Raw genomic sequence first — 17,716 nt, 5'->3', positions numbered from 1 at the left:
GAACTAGCGTTTGCGGGATCGGGCAGGAGAAGCGGACTCGAGGCCCCGTCAGAGCGATATCTTGCCGGGAACGTCGTTCTTGATGTCATCCCGTTTCAGTTTGCCGACGTGGCCGTCGGCCCAGAGCACGTTGGCCTTGCCGCCGTGAGGCTCGCCGATGCGCTCGTACCCGGCCGTGGCATGAAACCCGGGCCCGCCCCAGCCGGCGGCGCTGTTATTGCTGTCCGTCATAAGAACCTTGGAAGAGGGGCTGGTGACGGCGGAGAGGTTTGTCGGTGTCACCCCGTTTGGCATCAGGATGTAATTCACCACATACGGATAACCGTAGGCCTGGGCCCCGCTCGATGTGGTATTCAGCGTGTCGCTTGCATTGAGCGGACACGTGGTGATGCGGTTCAGCGTCCGGATGTCTTTTGTGCTGATGTATCCGGCCAGCGGAGATAATCCCGTGGCCTCGCTGTTGTAAAAGGAACCATACCACCACCACGTGTAGCTGGCGTCGATCGAGCCGCCATATGAGGGGATGATCATGCCCTTGTGGTCCTCCGCATAGAGGTTCATTGCCATGAACGTCTGCCGCAGGTTGTTGATGCACGTCGCACCCTTCGCGCTCTCGCGCACCCTCCCCACCGTAGGAATGATGATGGCGGCGAGAATACCGATGATGGCGATGACCGTGAGCAGCTCGATCAGCGTAAACCCGCCCGTGGAAGACTGGCGGAGGCGGGTGTTGCGGTCACAAGCACGGCGGGGGCGAGAGGTAAATGGCAAGTGCATGGACGGGGTGTAGCAGAAGACGACCGTTGACCAAGCCATGCGCCGCGCATACCGATGCGTAACCATCATGCACGCCGCCCCCAGAGTCACCATGCAGGACATCGCCCGCGCGGCGGGCGTCCACCAGACGACGATTTCCCGAGCGCTCCGCCACGATCGCAGCATTCCGGAGGAAACGCGCAGGGAAATCGAACGCGTCGCCACCGGACTCGGCTATCGCCCCCACCCGTTGCTCTCGGCTCTCGGTGCGGCCCGCCGGGCCCGTCAGGCCCCGGCCGCCGCCAACGGCACCACGCTCGGGTACATCCTCCGGGCGGACCGGAAATCCGACATTCGCGCCGAACATGTCCGCGGCGCCCGGCAGGCCGCCGAAACACACGGATACCGGCTCGAAACCTTTGTTGTCGGGCTGTCCGGGCTGAGCCCGGCGCGGCTCAACACCGTGCTGCTCACGCGCAACATCCATGGCCTGATCATCGGCCCGCTGCCCGAAGCGCATGGGCACTTCGAACTCGACTGGCCGCGTTTCTGCACCGTCGTCATCGAATACACGTTTACGCAACCGGCCTTCGATCGCGTGGTGCACGACAGTTATGGAGGCATGCGCCTCGCCATCGCGAAATGCCGCGAACGCGGCTTGCGTCGCATCGGCCTGATGCTGACCACCACCGGACACGAACGCACCGAGCAGATCATCGGCGCCGCCTACTGGATCGAACAAAAAACCCCGCCTGTCCGCTCCGGCGGCGCCGCACATCCGGCGGATCTCGCCGCCATCCCGCCGCTCTATCTGGACCCGTGGGACGAGGATGCATTTGCCCGCTGGTTCGAGCGGCAGCGCCCCGAGGCGATCATCACTTCGACGCCCGGCCTGCACGGCGTCACCCGCTGGGCGCGCGAACACCGGCTCGCGATGCCGGCCGATTTTTCCCTTCTGAACATCAACACCCAGCACGACGAGCACACCGGAGGCATCGACCAGGACAACGTCTCCCTCGGCGCCACCGCCGCGCGCATGGTGATCGACAAGCTCAACCGCAACGACCGCGGCGTGCCTGCCGTGCGGCAGACGGTGCTCATCCCGGGCAAGTGGGTCGAAGGCCACACGCTGCGTTCCCCGGCGGCGGCATGAGCGATCAGCGGGCCGGCGCGACCGCTTCCCTCAATGACGCGCCGTCGCGCCAGCGGCCGCCGACAAGGATGGTCTGCGGCAGGTCCGGAACCCCCTCCTGTCCGCGCTCGACCCGGCCGGCGAGCAGCTCCACCACGGCGCGCGCCTCGACATCGGTGTCGCGCACCATCCCGCCCTCCCTGCTGTTGTCGTGGCAATCGAGGCATGCCAGCGACACATCCGCCGGCATCCGGAACCGGGCTTTCTCCAGCGCGGTGCGGAGCGCAACGCACTCCGCCTGCGTGGGCGTGATCACCACGTCGGGCCGTTTTCCCCGCACCCAGGCCGCCAACGCTCCGGGCCTCCATGCCGGAGCCACCAGCGGCGCCGGAAACCGGCGCGGCTCCAGGCAACGTTCGGCGAGAAACGCTCCCAGCGAGAGGTGCGCGACGCGGTCGCTGGTATTCCGCGTCGTGACAAAGCCGATACGCCGGAAACCCCGCTCGCGCAGGCGGCGTATGGCCTCCTTGAGCACCGCGCAATAATCGTACGAAACGTGATCCAGCGCCGGTTCGCGCAACGTGTAGCCCAGAGACACCGCCGCGAATCCCGAAAAGTCGAACGCCAGCGTGTGCAGCCCGGCCGGCAACGGGCATACGACGATCCCGCGAATGCCGCGCGCGGTCAGGATCCGGCGGAGCCGGGCCGGGGTCATCCCCGGCTCTCCCAACCAGAATTCCTCCAGCGCGTAGCCGCGCCTCCGCGCATGGCGCTGCATCGCATCGAAAACCGCGGCATACAGACGCGAACCCCGCCATTGCCCCCGCGTTTTCCAGGCCGTGAGGAAGGCGAGCACACAGCCGGGCTCCCCGTCGCCGCCCTGATCGCCGTCGGACACGCCTGTCCGACTGCGCCGGCGCCGGCCGGCGACGAGAGCCGCGACCAGCGGATTCGGCCGGTAGTCGAGCGCCTCCGCCGCCTGCCGGATGCGCCGGCGCGTGGCCTCGGGAATCCGCCGGTCGTTGCGCAGCGCGCGCGAGACGGTGGAGGGATGCACGCCCGCGCTCCGGGCAACATCGCCCATGGTGGCGGGAAGGCCGGAAGGGTTTCGGGTCATTTGCGCAATGATGTGCGCAATGCCGTCGTTTCCAACCTTTCTCTTCGTCCTCAGGGTGGCGTTTCATGAAAACCGACCCTGCCAGATCCGGCTCCGCCGCGTCACCGTTTCCCGTGCATGAACCTGCGCGCGATCTCCCCGTCGAGGCGGAGCGCCTCGCCGATGTCATCGTCTGCGGCGGAGGGCCGGCGGGCGTGGCCGCGGCGCTGGCGGCCGCCCGCACCGGCGCGCGAACCGTCCTGCTCGAAGCGCACGGCTGCCTCGGCGGCATCTGGACCTCGGGTCTGCTGGGCTGGGTGATCGACGGGGCGGACAAGCCGGGCATCATGCGCGAGATCATCGCGGAGCTGGACCGGCGCGGCGCCCGCAGGCTGCGCGTCGCAGGCGGGCGCAGCTTCGCCTGCGACGTCGAGCAGATGAAGCTCCTGCTGGAAGAAATGGTCCTCGCCGCCGGCATCCGCGTGCAGTTGCACACGCGCGTCGCGGCCGCCCTTCGCGACCCGCAGGCGCCGGGACGCGTGGCGGCCCTCCTCACGGAATCGAAGAGCGGACGCCAGGCGTGGGCTGCGCGGTGTTTTGTCGATGCCACCGGCGACGGCGACCTCGCCGCGCAGGCCGGGTGCGGTTTCGATTTCGGGCGCCCCGGCTCCCCGGGCGAAACCCAGCCGATGAGCCTGATCGCGCTCGTCACGGGCGTGCGCATGCAGGAGATCGAGCCGTTCGTCGGCGGCGGCCTGAACGAGCCGAAGAAGCGCCTGCTGGCCGAGCTCCGGCGCGCCAGCCTCACTCCGTCCTATGCGGCCCCGACGCTTTTCCCGATGCGCGACGATCTTTTCGCCTTCATGGCGAATCACGAATACGGCGCGTCCGGCCTCGACGCCGCGCAGGTGACGCTGGCGACGCTCCGCGCCCGCGCCGAGGTCCACCGGCTGGTCGCCGGGCTGCGTTCTCTCGGCAGCCCGTGGAGCGGCCTGCGCATCGTGGCCACCGCGGAGCAGATCGGCGTGCGCGAGGGCCGGCGTATCCGTGCACTTTATACCGTCAACCGCGACGATCTCGTCAACGGCGTGCGCCACGAGGACGCCGTGTGCCGGTCGACCTTCGGCATCGACGTGCATTCGACCACCGCGGCCGCGCGCGAACGGCCCTGCGACCCCGCCAACACCACCCGCACGCAGCCCTACGATATCCCGCTGCGGGCGCTCATCGCGGCGGATGCGGACAACCTGCTCCTCGCCGGCCGTTGCATCGGCGGCGATTTCGAGGCGCATTCGAGTTATCGCGTGACGGGCAACGCCGTCGCGCTCGGGCAGGGCGCCGGCGTGGCCGCCGCGCTCGCCGCCCGCTCCGGCCAGTCGCCACGCGCACTCGCCTGGCCTGCGGTGCGCGCGGCGCTCGAGGCCCTCGACCGGCCCGCTCCGGTTTCCTGACCGGAGGGGAGGCGGGGCAGAAAACGTATGCGATGCGGAACGTCGTCCACGGGCAAGGAAGCGCGTGCTACGTTACCCCGCCTGTACATTTTCAGTTACCAGTTGTCGCTGCGGAAGGGGACGGCGGGGAGGCCCTCGCGGTTGAAGAGGCCGGCGGCGGGCGCGTTGCGCCAGGCGTAACGCACCGCGACGGGCTCGGCGACCCGGGCGGAGGTGACGACCACCGTGTCGCCCTCGATCCGCGCCTCGGCCGGATAAAAGACCTGGTCTGCGCCCGCGAGTTCGAAGCCGGGAGGTTGCACACCGAGCGGACTGATGAGCGGGCTCTTGAGGGACTCGAAGGTCACCACCATCGACGCGCCATTGCGGGTGGCGGCGGCGAAAACCGGGCCGCTGTCGATCAGGTCGGCTTTGCCGTAATCGCGGGCGAGGGCAACGAGGGCGAGGCGGCGGCCCACATCCAGTTTGTTGCGCGGATGGATATCGGTGACGTTGCCGATATCAATGATGACCGCCTGGCCGGTGTTCGGAAGCGAGAGGGTTTCGGTCTGCGCGCCGCGGAGGAAGGCGTATTCGGTGTTGTCCGGCCCCGAGGCGCGGTAGTTGGCGAGCTGCACCCAATAAAAAGGAAAATCACCCTGCGCGAACAACGAACGCCAGCCGGTGATCATGGCGGAGAAGAGTTCGCGGTATTCGTTGGCGCGGCCGGCATTGCTCTCGCCCTGATACCAGATGGTGCCACGCAGGGCGTAAGGGACGAGCGGGGCGATCATGCCGTTGTAGAGACCGCTCGGGGTGGCGGGATGACCGGGACCCCAAGGCGCGCCGGGAGGACGTTTGGTAAACGGCTGGCCGGCTTCTTTGGCGGCATCGCGTTCGGCAGTCCAGGTCTTGTAGCTGGCGTCGTACTTTTCTTTCGCCGCGGGGTAGTCCGCCAGCGCTTTGGCCCAACGCTCGTGAATCGCAGCGAAAACCGGGCCTTTTTTCACATCGGCGGCGGCAGGGTCCATCCACGCTTCGACCCGCGTGCCGCCCCAGGAGCTGTTGATGATACCGACAGGCACGCCGAGTGCACGGTACAGATCGACGGCAAAATAATAGCCGACCGCCGTGAATTCCCCGACGGCCGCAGGTGTAGCTGCGGCCCATGCGCCTTCAACGGCGGCCGCTGGCGTATCGGAGACCGTGCGCTTTGCCTTGTAGTGGCGGATGAGGGGCCAGTTGGCTGCAATTGCCTCGTATCCGCCGCTGTTGGTGTTTTTCACCACCCATTCCATGTTGGACTGGCCGGAGGCGAGCCAGACTTCGCCGACGACCACGTCGTTGACGGTGAGCACATCTTTCTGGCCGGTGACCGTGAGCGTACGCGCCTCGCCGGAAGCGGCGAGAGCGGGCAGGTCCACGCGCCACTTGCCATCCGTGCCGGCGGCGGCGGATGCGGATTTGTCGGCAAAAGTCACGGTGACTTTCTCACCGGGATCGGCGACTCCCCAGACGGGGACCGGTTTTTCGCGCTGGAGCACGGCTCCGTCGCGGAACAGGGGCGCCAGCACGACTTCGGCATGCAGGGCGCAACTCAGGAGAAGTGAGGAAACACAGAAGAGGGGTGTTCTCATGATGAAGGGTGCAAGCAAGAAGGCATCGGATGCTCCGGCGCAAGCCCGCGTATCGGGTAGAAGGGGGTGGGGAATCGCCGCCGCGCTGTCCCGCTTGCATCGCGCGGTCCGGACAGCTAAGCCCTGCACAATCATGTTTCAGGTGACGTTTTCCGAACAGGCGCTGGGCGAGCTCAAGAAGCTCGATCCTTTCGTGCAGCTCGAAGCCATCGAGCCGCTGGCCAATCTCAAGACCGAGGAACTGGCCCACCCGCGTGAACCGCTGGGCCGCTTCGTGCGCGGCGGCAAGACACTTTACCGGCTGCGTTCCGGCGGACATCGCCTGTATTTCGAGATCCGCGACGAAACCTTTCTCCACGTCAGCTACATCCTCCACAAAAACTCGCTCGAGGATTTCCTTCTCCGCAACAAGCTGCCCGTCTCCGAAGAACAACTGGTGGAACAACACTCCAAATTCTGGAAATATCTCGAAACGCTGACGAAGTGACGCCACCTTCGACCGCCCCCGCCTCTTTCCAGCTTTTCCCTTTTCCCTTTCATGACTCCCCCGGACAACCTTCCCCAATTCGACGAAGATTCCCCTTACCACGTCTCGCATGCCAGCCGGATCTATTTCCTGCCCAACCTGATGACGGCGGGTAACATCTTTTGCGGTTTCGGCGCCGTCATCCGCTGCATCCAGGCCAACTTCGCCGCCCGGATCAGCGAAGTGTCCCCGCTCCCGCCGGAAGCGATCGACTACTACAAACAGGCCGTGTGGCTGATTTTCGGAGCGATGGCCTTCGATGCGCTCGATGGCCGCCTCGCACGCATGGGCGGCCGGGAATCGCTCTTCGGCGCGGAGTTCGACTCGCTGGCGGACGTCGTCTCCTTCGGTCTCGCGCCGTGCCTGATGATGTTTTTCCTCATCATGTCGCCCTCCCAGGGTTATCCGATTTTCCAGGATATCGGCTGGCTGCTCGGCTTCGTTTACCTGCTCTGCGCGGCGATCCGGCTGGCGCGGTTCAACGTGATTACCCACCCGCTCCTCCAGCGCAACGAAGCCTACAGCAACAAGGATTTCGTCGGCCTGCCCGTGCCGGCTGCCGCCGGCACCGTGGGCGCGCTCGTGCTCTTCCTGCTCCACCTCGCCTCGCAGGACAAGACCCTCCACCGCTGGGCCGCACTCAGCCTGCCGTTTCTCCTGCTCCTGATCGCCATCCTCATGGTCAGCACCGTGCGTTATCCGAGCGGCAAGCAGATCGACCTGCAAACGCGCACGCCGCTCGTCACCTTCCTGCTCCTCGGCATCGTGCTGGCTACTGTCATCATGTTCAAGGAGTTCGGCATGCTCGCCTGCTGCCTCGGCTACATTTTCTTCGGACTCGGCCGCCACTTCCACCGCGCACGCAAAGTCCGCCGCCTGCGACGCAAGACGGCATAGCCGGCGCACTTGTTTCGGAACGGCAAGGCGCCTATATTCATCACAAATGACCACCACCGAACTTTCCCGATCCGCCATGGAGCTGACTGCAGAGGAACGCCTTCAGCTCGCACGTGAACTGATCGAAAGCGTTGCTGCGCCTGCCGCCCTTTCGGAAGCGGTTCGCGAAGGCGTCCGCCGTCTCGAAGACATCGCAACAGGCAAGGTTGCAGCCCTTGACGAGGAACAGTTTCGCGCCGCGCTGCTGTAATGCGAATCCTCTATCACCCCGAATTCCCCGGCGACATCCGGCGCGAGGCCGCCCGGTACGCGGAAATCTCACCCGGTCTGGAAACCAGATTTCGAACCGAAATCGATGAAGCCATCGAAACAATAAAACAAATCCCCGGTGCCGCCGGCCATTTCCTGAACACGGGTTCGCTCATTATCCCTGAAATCCGGCGTCGCAACCTGAAAGCTTTCCCCTTCTTCATCCTCTATGGGTTGCAAAACGAAACCCTGATCTTTTCCGCTCTCATTGCCAGTCGCTCCGATCCGCTCCACTGGCTGATCCGCTGGCCCGATGTTTCCCCGCGCATCCGAAACTGAAGCCGTCACATCCTCTCCCCGCCCTTCCCTCCCGGCGACCACCTGCGAAAAACCCTGCGAACAACTGACCAATAACCGACCCACAACTTTGACCCTGCGAACAACCCGCCACTTTCCCCTCCCCTTCCCGACAGTTGCTCACCGTCTTCGGGGTCCCCTTCCGCGAGTGAAAACGGGCCGGTTATTCCGGTTCTTCGCAGCCCATAATAAGACGATGTATTTTCTTTTATTGAAAGAAGTCTCTATTCTCCTTTGTTGGCATCTTCCTTTTCTCGACTCTCGACAGAGCCCCCGCTCTTCCCTCTCCTAGTCGTTTTTCCAAAACAGGCCTCATGAAATTCAAGATCAACCGCGATCACTTCAGCAACGGACTCGCCCAGGTCCTCAACGTTGTCGGCTCCAAGGCCACCATGCCCATCCTCAGCAACGTGCTGATCGAGGCCGAGAAAGATCACATCTCTCTCACCACCACCAACCTCGATCTCGGCATCCGCTGCCGGATCAAGGCGGAGATCAAGGAGCCCGGCGCCGTCACCCTGCCCGTCAAACGCCTCGCCACCATCGTCCGCGAGCTCCCTTCCGTGGAGGTCTCGTTCGACGGATCCGCCAACCACCAGGTGAAACTCGCCTCGGGCGGCTCCACCTTCAAGATCATGGGCATCGGCAAGGACGAGTTCCCGCCACTGCCGGAATTCGGCGACGACAAGAGCTTTACCCTCAGCCAGGAGGAGCTTACGGGCATGCTCAAGAGCGTCGCCTATGCGCAGTCCACCGACGAGACGCGCTACATCCTCAACGGCGTGTACTTCAATTTCCGCGACGCCAAGCTCGCTCTCGTCGCCACCGACGGCCGCCGCCTCGCGCTGATCTCGAAAGAGATGGAAATCCCCGAGGAATCCGCCGGCTCCATCATCCTCCCCGCCAAAACCGTGGGCGAACTCCTCCGCATGCTCGGCAAGGGTGAGAAAATCAAGATCGCCTTCAACGACCGCCGCGCCTCTTTCGAAATCAGCACCGAGGGGGAAGACACCGGACTGGTCGATTCCATCTACCTGTACTCGAAGGTGGTGGAGGGAAATTATCCCAATTACCAACAGGTTATTCCCAAGGAGACGCACCAGCGCATCAAACTGGAGCGCGAACTCCTCGCCGAGTGCGTGCACCGCGCCGCGCTTGTCTGTTCCGACAAGTCCAACCAAGTCAAAATCAAGATCAGCACCAACCTCCTCGAGATCACGGCGCAGAGTCCCGATTTCGGCGAGGCGCACGAGTCGATGGCGATCGCCTACAGCGGCCCCGATCTGCAGGTGGCCTTCAACCCGGCGTTCGTGATGGACCCGCTCCGCGCCCTGACCAAGGACGAGGTGTTTTTCGAGCTGAAAGACGAGGTGAGCCCCGGTGTGTTCAAGACGCTGGAAAACTTCATCTGCGTGATCATGCCCGTCCGCCTGAGCTGAAGGTAAAGACGGCTGCTTCCCGGGAGCGGCGGCATTCCTGCCGCTGCCTTGCCGGGCAGAGAGCCGGAATACAGGAATCCCGTCGAGGCACGAAGCGACTTCAACCGGACTACGGCAGGTACCGAAGCCAAAGGCCGGCCGCTGGCCATGTCGTCGCTCCATCCTGAATCCATGGACCCGCTCTACTACGTTTACGCTGCGATGATCGCCTCGCTGGTTGTGATGCAGATCAACCAGCGCCGTGCCTCGCCGGTGCTGGCGATTGCCAATCGCTGGCTGAGGCTGGTGATTTTTTCGCTCGGCGGCGCGCTGGTGGTCCGGGGTCTGGAATGGAGTGACCGTCCGCTGCCGGCGCTGACGCTGGCCTTTTTTCTCGTCTGGTTTCTCGGAGATACGGTTTACAACTGGCTGGCAATCAAGGCGCTCAGCGTGAGTCCGTTGCCGCTTTTTCCGCGGTTTTCAGTCAATGCCGGCGGCGAGGAATGGCCGACGGATATCCGCTTTCTGCGCGTGCGCGACTGGCTGCGGCGGGAGGGTTTCAAGCAGGTGCAGTCGCTGCATTCCGACATTGCGCCCGGCATCCGGTTGCGGATGTCGGTCTATCACGATGCCGAGGCGAAGATCCGGCTTCAGGTGACGTTCTTCCCGCAACCTGCCGGAGCAGTGGCCATGTGCCTGCATCTGGCAACCAATACGACCGGCGGGCACCGGATCGTCACGGACAATATCTTCATGCCCTTCGCCGGTTTTTATCCGGAGAACTGGCTGGTGCGGAGGTATCCGCTTTGTCGTTCACCGCGCAAGCTGCTCGCCCGCCACCGCCGGCGCTTGGCGGAAGCGGGCGAAACACCGTGTCCCTGGACGAGCGAACCGCTCAACGACATCAACGGCCAGCAGGTGGAGCTCGAGCAGATCAACACCGAGCTCGGTTTCCTTTTCCCGCACCGCGAGCGCGAGGAGCACGGCAAGATCACCTACGAAGGCCGCTACCGCGTGTGGAAAGAATGCTGGCTGCTCAACTACTTCGGCCGCGCCGGGCGGTACGAGTGACGAGCGGCAAGGAGAAGGGCAAAACGGCAGCAGGCTTCGCGGAACGGCTCCCTCCCGCCAGACAGTTCGCGCGTTATTCCCGCGTCTTCTCTCCTGCCTCCGTCACTGCGCTCTCCGGTCGTGCTTTCGGCAGCACCAGGTTGAGCACGATGCCGAGGATGCCGGCCAGACCGATGCCCTCCAGCGCGAAAGATTGTTTGTCACCGATGACCATGCCGCCGATGCCGCAGACGAGGACCAGCGCCACGATCGTCATGTTGCGCGGCTCCAGCAGGTCCTCGCGCGAACGCGCCAGCGTTTGCATGCCCACGACCGCGATGGCTCCGAACAGCAGCGTCATGATGCCGCCCATCACCGGACCCGGAATCGTGGCCAGCACCGCGCCGACCTTGCCGACAAATGCCAGCAGGATCGCGGTGATCGCCGCCCAGGTCATGATCGCCGGGTTGAACGCCCGCGTCAGCGCCACCGCGCCGATCACCTCGCTGTAAGTCGTGCACGGGGGACCACCGAGCATGCCCGCCACCGAAGTCGCCACGCCGTCGCCGAACAGGCAGCGGTCGATGCCGGGGTTTTTGACGTAGTCGCGTCCGGTGATCTGGCCGATCGCCTGGATCGCCCCATAATGCTCGATGATCGGCGCCAGCGCGACGGGCGCGATGAAGAGGATCGCCGAGAGATTCCACGTCGGCGTCACAAACGCCGGCATCGCAATCCAGGGTGCGGCGATGACTTTCTCGAAATTGACAAACCCCATCGCCAGCGAAGCGACATAGCCGGCCGCGATGCCGCACAGGATCGGCAGCAACCGCAGCATCCCGCGCCCGAGCAGCGACACCAGCACCATGGCCAGCAGGGAAATGCCGGCGATGACCAGCGCCTGCCATTGCGGGATCGCCCCGCCGCTCGTCCTGCCCATCGCCATGTCCGCCGCCACCGGCGCCAGCAGCAGCCCGATCACCATCACCACAGGCCCGACAACCACGGCCGGGATGATTTTCCGGATGAACCCGATGCCGCGCCAGCGTATCAGCATGCTCACGACAAAATAAATGAACCCGGCGCCCACCAGCCCGCACAGCGTGGCCGGCAGTCCCCATCCGTCCTTGCCCAGACCGTACTGGATCGGCGCGATGAACGCGAAACTCGACGCGACGAACACCGGCACCTTGCCTTTCGTGATGAGCTGGTAAATGAGAGTGCCGAGGCCGGCGGTGAACAGGGCGACGTTGGGATTGAGGCCGGTAAGAATCGGCACGAGCACGAGCGCGCCGAAGGCGACGAAGAGCATTTGCGCCCCGACGAGCGCATCGCCGAAGCGAAACGTGTAGTCGGTCGCGGAGGGAGCAGGAGAGGAGGAAGCGGCGGCACGAGGTTTCATGATGAAGCGGGAGAACCGGTATCGGAAAACGCAACACGGCCCGCGCCTCCGCGTCACGTGCGGAACCCGGCCTGTTTTTGCCAAAAGCTCCGCTTCTCTGGGATGGCGGCCGTAAAAATACCGACATCAGTGAATGAAAGTATCTGATTTTTAATAGATTACGTTTCCGGTTCGGGTTCGTATGGATTGTTCCGGGTTTTGTCAGCGGGCTCCGGCGTCTCCGGTCGCCAGGGGTGGCACGCGGGTCAGGTGGAGGGCGACGAACAGGGCTGCCAGCAGGAGACCGGCGATAAAAAGGCCCACGCCCGTCCAGCCGGCGCGATGCCAGAAAAACCCGCCGCAGGTGCCGGCGACGCTCGAACCCAGATAGTAACTCAGCAGGTAGAGCGACGATGCCTGGCCGCGCGCCCGTCGCGCCCGGCGGCCGATCCAGCTGCTCGCCACCGAATGCGCGCCGAAAAAGCCGAAAGTGAAAATCAGCATGCCGGCCAGCACCAGCCAGAGCGGGTCGAGGAGTGTCACGAGCACGCCGGCGAGCATCACGCCGATCACCGCCCAGAGCACGCGCCGCCGCCCGAGCCTGTCGGCGAGCGCGCCGACGCGGGCCGAGCTGTAGATGCCGGTCAGGTAGACGGCGGAGACAAACCCCACGATCGCCTGACTCAGGTTATAAGGCGCGGCGAGCAGCCGGTAAGTGATGTAGTTGAAAAGCGTGACAAATCCGCCCATCAGCAAAAATCCCTCGACGAACAGCCACGGAAGCGCGGCGTCGGCGAGGTGGAGCCGGAACCCGTCCACCAGCGAGCGCATCCGCAGCGGCGCAGGGCGGAAATGCCGCGACTCCGGGACGAGCCGCCGGAAAACCATCGCCGCCGCCAGCGCCAGCCCGCCCATCAGGGCCACGGCCACACGCCACGAGACGAAATCGACGACCACACCGGTGATCAGCCGCCCGCCCATGCCGCCGATGGCGTTCCCCGCGATATAGAGCCCCATGGCGAAACCGAGCACCTGCGGCTGGATCTCCTCGCTCAGGTAGGTCATGGCCACCGCCACCAGGCCGCTCAGGAAAACGCCGACCAGCACGCGCATCGCCAGCACGCCGTGCCAGCCCGGCATGACCGAGGCGGCGAGTGTGCAGAGCGCGGCGCCGAAGAGAGCGGCCACCATGATCGGCTTGCGTCCGATCGCATCGGAGAGCGGGCCGGTCAATACCAGCCCGAACGCAAGCGTGGCGGTGGAGACGGAGAGAACGAGGCTGCTGGCGGCGGCGGTGAGCCCGAACTCCCGGGCGAGCACCGGCATGAGCGGCTGTACGCAGTAAAGCAGCGCGAAGGTGGCGAAGCCTGCGGCAAACAGCGCCGCGACGGTGCGCCGGAATGCCGGGGTGCCTTTTTCGATAAAGGTCGCTGCTTGCACAGGCAGGACCGGCGGGGTGGGCGTGCCGCCGCCGCTTTCCGCTGCCGCGAGGGCTGCAGCCGGGTTGAGAATTTGTCCTTCGGCGGTCGGGCTTTCCTTGTCGCCGGCCGGAGGGTGGAAATGACTCCCGCCATCGTCGCCTGTGCTCATGTCAAAGGGAGCCAGCCTGCCGGTAGCATCCTGGCCGGGCAATGCTTCCTTTCCGGGAGCGCCCGAGGAGGAGGTGTTCCCCGGGATTTGCCCCCGGTCGGTGTCCCCGGAATCTCCGACTTTTACACAAAGATCGCAAAGAACGCGAAGTGTCGGAACACCAATTCCTTGCGTCCTTTGCGATCTTTGTGTAAAAAATCCGAAGGCTTTGGGACGCCGGGATTATCCCTGCCTTCTGCCGGTCGGCAGGCCGGCAATCCGGCCGATGACCAGAACCGCAATCCCCGCCAGCACGAAAAAGACGGTTGCCGGCTCGGGGACCGACGCCTGCCAGGCCAGCGCATACTCGATGTCGCCTTCGGAAAGCAGGCTCACCTGGATGAGATATTCGCCGGCAGCCAGACCGTTGACGCGGATGAATTCGAGGTTCTCTTCCGTGGAAAGACTTTGCTGGACCAGGCTCAGCGAACCGTCCACGCCGACCTCGTAAAGCCAGAGGTCGAGATTGGCGAGCGACAGCGTGAGGTCGTCGTAATTGCTGCCGGACCAGATCGCGTTCCACGTCAGCGCCACGGTCATGTTTTTTTGGGCGTCGAGGTTGAACCGGTAGGAGATCGTCTCGCCGGACGAGATACCGGCGTAATCCCAGCCGGTGGACGCAACCGCTGCTCCTTCGGGAAGGGTTGCTCCCGACTGTTGGCCGGCGGCCAGGATGTGGTAGCTGTTGAAGATATTGAGCTGGCCGGCGCCCTGGACCGGATCGAGCGGTGAGGTTTCCGACTGCCGGCTCCAGCCGGGGAGCGTGGTGGCGCCGGCGAGGAGCAGGGCCTTGACGGTTTCGGATTTGTCGCCATCGGCAAAACCCGCGCCCGCATCGCGCGCCGCCCCGATGAGGAGCGCCGCGGCGGCACTGACGACAGCCGTGGCATCGCTGGTGGTTCCCACCGGCACCACGATGTGCGGCCGCTGCACCCCGTCGGCGGTGGGCGTGGAGCTGTGAGCGCCATCGCTTCGTCCGACGCTGATGACGTTGTAGGCTGCGGAGAGGAGAGGCCTGTCGTTGTTTTTGCCATTGTTGACGCCGACAACGGCCACGAAGTCGTCGCGCTGGATGGCGTAGTCGAGCCGGCTGAGGACGGCGCGAGCCTCTTCTGCTGTGGTTTCAGGGCCGGAGACCCAGCTGTGATTTTGCACGTCCCGCGTTTCGATTGCCGGGGCGGTGGTGATGCCATCGGTATTCAGAAAACCGTTACCGATCCAGTGATCGGCCAGATAGGTATCCACTTCCGTGATACCGAAGCCCATGCCGTTGTTTCCGTAAATAAGGCCGCCGGTGGTGGTGGCGTGGCCGGAGGTTCCAGTCGGCGGATTGGCGCTGGCGCTTTTGTTGGTAAAGGTGACGCCGGAAAACCGGGCGTCCGCGGTGTTGGGGGTGTAGGTATAAACGTCTTCCCTTCCGCTCGTGCTTGCCTCCACATGGGCGATGGTGACGCCGGAGCCGTCGGGTGTCGCTGCACCGAGCTCGGCTGCCAGGGCGGTGTAGCCGATATCATCCTTGTAGTCGGCGGCGAGGTTTTGTGCGAGCAGCGGAACCGCGAGGCAGAACGCGGCGTGGCGAATCAGAGGTGGTAGTGTCATCGGAGTATTCTCTGGCGGATCATGAACTGATTTTCCGGAAAGGTCGCGTGAAAAAACCGTTCGCGGAAACGGATACGGGTCTGCTTCGGGATTTTGAATGATTCGGGACCGTTGGCTTCAGTCGGCAGCCGGAGCGCTGGCCGGATGTGATTCTCCCCTCCCCTGCCCTGCGGCGATCACGACCATGAGGATGCTGATGTCGGCCGGATTGACGCCGCTGATCCGGCTGGCCTGGCCGAGCGTCCAGGGTCGGGCGGCGGCGAGTTTCTGGGCGCTTTCATGGCGCAGCCCGCGGATCCGGGCATAATCGAGGGCCGGCGGGATTTTGATCTTTTCGATTTGCGAGAGTTTTTCGATCTGCCGCTGCTCGCGTTCCAGATAGCCCTTGTAGGCGACGCGATAGAAAATTTCCTGCCGCAGGGATGCAGGGAGGTCGGTAAAGCCGGACGGCGTGAGGGCCTGGACGGCGGCCGTGTCACCGGAGTGGTTGCTGCGGCGGATGCAGTCGGCCCAGGTCCCCTGCCCTGCCCCGTCGCTGCCGGCGGGAGGACGGGTGGTTTCGAGACGGACGATCCACTCCTCGATTTGGCGTTTCTTTTCTTCGATCCGGGAGAGACGCGCCGGGGAAACCAGATGATGGGCGCGAGCGTGGTGCAGGAGGCGGAGCTCGGCGCTGCCGTGGTTGAAGAGCAGGCGGTACTCGGCGCGGCTGGTAAACATCCGGTAAGGTTCGGTCGTGCCTTTGGTGACGAGATCGTCGATGAGCACGCCGATGTAGCCTTCGTGGCGTCCGATGATGAGCGGAGCCTCGTTGCGAACCTTGTGGACGGCATTGACGCCGGCAACGAGGCCCTGGCAGGCGGCTTCCTCGTAGCCGGAGGTGCCGTTGATCTGGCCGGCAAAAAAGAGGTTTCCCACTTTTTTCGATTCGAGCGAGGGAAAGAGCTGGGTGGGCGGGGCGAAGTCGTATTCGACGGCGTAGGCGGGGCGCAGCAGGATGGCGTTTTCGAGACCGGGCACACTATGGACAAGCTGCTGCTGCACGTCGAACGGGAGCGAGGTGGAGAGGCCGTTGACGTAATATTCGTTGGTGGAGCGCCCCTCGGGTTCGAGAAAAAGGAGGTGGCGGGGCTTGTCGGCGAAACGGACAACCTTGTCCTCGAAGCTCGGGCAATAGCGGGCGCCGGTGCCGGTGATGTTGCCCGAGTACATGGCCGAGCGGGTGAGATTCTCACGTGTGACGCGGGCCGTCTCGTCCGTGGTGTAGGTCATCCAGCAGGCAACCTGGTCGGAGCCGGGCGTCCAGCCGAGGCGGCGTTCGCCGGTTTGTTCCACGTGGAACGGATCGGCTTCCGGGTCGCGGGTGTCGTGGAAAGCAAAGAAGGTCGGGTTCGCGTCGCCGTGTTGCGGCTCCATCTTGCTGAAGTCGAGCGAGCGGCCGAGGAGCCGCGGCGGCGTGCCGGTCTTGAGGCGCTGGAGCTCGATGCCGGCTTCGAGAAAACTGCCGGAGAGCGTTTTTGCCGAAAAATCCCCTGCCCTGCCTCCTTCGTTCTGGTTGGCGCCGATGTGCATGAGGCCGCGCAGAAACGTGCCGGTGGTGACGACGACGGTGCGGCCGAGGAATTCGATAGCGAGGTTGGTGCGGACGCCGGTGACTGTACGTCCGGTTTTTGTCGTTTCGTAAATGAGACCGGTGACCGTAGCCTGGAAGAGTTGCAGGCCGGGTTGCAGTTCGAGGGTGTGTTTGAGGCGGTACTGGTAGGCTTTCTTGTCGCACTGGGCGCGGGGCGACTGGACGGCCGGGCCTTTCGATTCATTGAGGAGGCGAAACTGGATGCCGGTGTGATCGGTGTTGATCGCCATTTCGCCGCCGAGCGCATCGATTTCGCGGACGATCTGGCCCTTGGCCTGGCCACCGATGGCCGGGTTGCAGCTCATCTGAGCGATGGTGTCGAGATTGCCGGTGAGGAGGAGCGTGTGCGAGCCCATGCGCGCGGCGGCGAGCGCGGCCTCGCAACCGGCATGGCCGGCGCCGCAGACGATGACATCAAAAGGTTTCTGGTCGTTGTAGATCACGGAGGAAAACAGGGAGGATTTTTAACCACTCATGCACACTAATGGACACTAATAGGACTGGAGAGCGAGAGGAGATCAGTGAACGAGGCGCTTCCATTCGAGACGCGGGAACGGGCAAAAATTGACGAGATAACCGACATGTTTGTGGGTTGCTTTCAGGTAGTTGATGAGCTGGGCGTCGTGTTCGGGCAGGAGCTTTTTGACGGCTTTGAGTTCCACCAGAATTTCGCCGATGAATGATCAGGTCAGCCTCGTAGTATTTTTTGAGTGGACGGTCTTTGTCGTAAAGCTGGAGCCGGGGTTTGGACACGAAGGGAATACCTCGGTCAGTGAGCTCCATTTCCAGGCTTTCCTGATAAACTTCTTCAAGGAAACCACTCCCAACGTGTTGTGAACCTCAAAGCATGCTGCCATGAAGTTATAGCCTTCTTGCTGATATAGCTCTGATTCCTGATGATCAGTGTCCATTAGTGTGCATGAGTG

15 protein-coding genes and 1 pseudogene are annotated in these 17,716 nt (G+C 64.1%); 8 read left to right on the top strand and 8 right to left on the bottom strand.

Features of this window, described 5'->3' with window-relative positions; all coding sequences use genetic code 11:
- Nucleotides 1-48 precede the first annotated feature (48 nt).
- Nucleotides 49-777: an N-terminal cleavage protein gene (locus tag OPIT5_10550; protein AHF90575.1), complete on the bottom strand. Its 729-nt coding sequence runs from the start codon at nt 775-777 to the stop codon at nt 49-51.
- A 67-nt stretch (nt 778-844) separates the two neighbouring features.
- Here OPIT5_10550 and OPIT5_10545 point away from each other — a divergent pair, with 67 nt between their 5' ends.
- On the top strand, nt 845-1,909 hold the full coding sequence (locus OPIT5_10545) for a LacI family transcriptional regulator (protein AHF90574.1): 1,065 nt from the start codon (nt 845-847) through the stop codon (nt 1,907-1,909).
- 4 nt (nt 1,910-1,913) lie between these two features.
- Here the strand turns inward: OPIT5_10545 and OPIT5_10540 are convergent, their stop codons facing one another.
- Nucleotides 1,914-3,005 carry a LacI family transcriptional regulator gene (locus tag OPIT5_10540; GenBank protein ID AHF90573.1) on the bottom strand — a complete coding sequence of 364 codons (1,092 nt, stop codon included), beginning with the start codon at nt 3,003-3,005 and terminating at the stop codon, nt 1,914-1,916.
- A 65-nt stretch (nt 3,006-3,070) separates the two neighbouring features.
- Between OPIT5_10540 and OPIT5_10535 the strand changes: the two genes are divergently transcribed.
- Nucleotides 3,071-4,435 (top strand): glucose-inhibited division protein A, encoded by a 1,365-nt coding sequence (locus tag OPIT5_10535; protein AHF90572.1) that lies wholly within the window; start codon nt 3,071-3,073, stop codon nt 4,433-4,435.
- Between the two features lie 95 nt (nt 4,436-4,530).
- Here OPIT5_10535 and OPIT5_10530 read toward each other — a convergent pair whose 3' ends face one another.
- Nucleotides 4,531-6,051 (bottom strand): sialate O-acetylesterase, encoded by a 1,521-nt coding sequence (locus OPIT5_10530; protein ID AHF90571.1) that lies wholly within the window; start codon nt 6,049-6,051, stop codon nt 4,531-4,533.
- Nucleotides 6,052-6,184: 133 nt separating this feature from the next.
- Here OPIT5_10530 and OPIT5_10525 point away from each other — a divergent pair, with 133 nt between their 5' ends.
- From OPIT5_10525 to OPIT5_10500, 6 genes are all read left to right on the top strand, one after another.
- Nucleotides 6,185-6,538, top strand: coding sequence for a cytotoxic translational repressor of toxin-antitoxin stability system (locus OPIT5_10525; GenBank protein ID AHF90570.1), 354 nt, complete (start codon nt 6,185-6,187; stop codon nt 6,536-6,538).
- Between the two features lie 51 nt (nt 6,539-6,589).
- A complete protein-coding gene (locus OPIT5_10520) occupies nt 6,590-7,474 on the top strand; it encodes a CDP-diacylglycerol--serine O-phosphatidyltransferase (protein ID AHF90569.1) in 885 nt (294 codons plus the stop codon).
- Nucleotides 7,475-7,520: 46 nt separating this feature from the next.
- Nucleotides 7,521-7,724: an addiction module antitoxin RelB gene (locus tag OPIT5_10515; protein AHF90568.1), complete on the top strand. Its 204-nt coding sequence runs from the start codon at nt 7,521-7,523 to the stop codon at nt 7,722-7,724.
- Entirely contained in the window at nt 7,724-8,062 is a 339-nt protein-coding gene (locus OPIT5_10510; protein ID AHF90567.1) for a hypothetical protein, read from the top strand. The genes OPIT5_10515 and OPIT5_10510 overlap by 1 nt, the downstream gene beginning before the upstream one ends.
- A gap of 332 nt (nt 8,063-8,394) precedes the next feature.
- A complete protein-coding gene (locus tag OPIT5_10505) occupies nt 8,395-9,519 on the top strand; it encodes a DNA polymerase III subunit beta (GenBank protein ID AHF90566.1) in 1,125 nt (374 codons plus the stop codon).
- Nucleotides 9,520-9,690: 171 nt separating this feature from the next.
- A complete protein-coding gene (locus tag OPIT5_10500; GenBank protein ID AHF90565.1) occupies nt 9,691-10,569 on the top strand; it encodes a hypothetical protein in 879 nt (292 codons plus the stop codon).
- Nucleotides 10,570-10,642: 73 nt separating this feature from the next.
- On the opposite strand, the gene OPIT5_10495 is transcribed toward OPIT5_10500, so the two are convergent.
- From OPIT5_10495 to OPIT5_10475, 5 genes and pseudogenes are all read right to left on the bottom strand, one after another.
- Nucleotides 10,643-11,950, bottom strand: coding sequence for a uracil permease (locus tag OPIT5_10495; GenBank protein AHF90564.1), 1,308 nt, complete (start codon nt 11,948-11,950; stop codon nt 10,643-10,645).
- Nucleotides 11,951-12,151: 201 nt separating this feature from the next.
- Nucleotides 12,152-13,519, bottom strand: a complete 1,368-nt coding sequence (locus OPIT5_10490; protein ID AHF90563.1) for an MFS transporter — start codon at nt 13,517-13,519, stop codon at nt 12,152-12,154.
- Between the two features lie 222 nt (nt 13,520-13,741).
- Nucleotides 13,742-15,157 (bottom strand): fibronectin, encoded by a 1,416-nt coding sequence (locus tag OPIT5_10485; GenBank protein ID AHF90562.1) that lies wholly within the window; start codon nt 15,155-15,157, stop codon nt 13,742-13,744.
- A 117-nt stretch (nt 15,158-15,274) separates the two neighbouring features.
- On the bottom strand, nt 15,275-17,230 hold the full coding sequence (gene gidA, locus OPIT5_10480; GenBank protein ID AHF90561.1) for a tRNA uridine 5-carboxymethylaminomethyl modification protein: 1,956 nt from the start codon (nt 17,228-17,230) through the stop codon (nt 15,275-15,277).
- A 78-nt stretch (nt 17,231-17,308) separates the two neighbouring features.
- Nucleotides 17,309-17,701: pseudogene (locus tag OPIT5_10475) on the bottom strand (hypothetical protein).
- Between the last annotated feature and the right edge of the window lie 15 nt (nt 17,702-17,716).

It is taken from the genome of Opitutaceae bacterium TAV5 (genome assembly GCA_000242935.3).
In the GTDB taxonomy this organism is placed as follows: Bacteria; Verrucomicrobiota; Verrucomicrobiia; order Opitutales; family Opitutaceae; genus Geminisphaera.
This window is presented reverse-complemented; position numbering and strand designations above follow the sequence as displayed.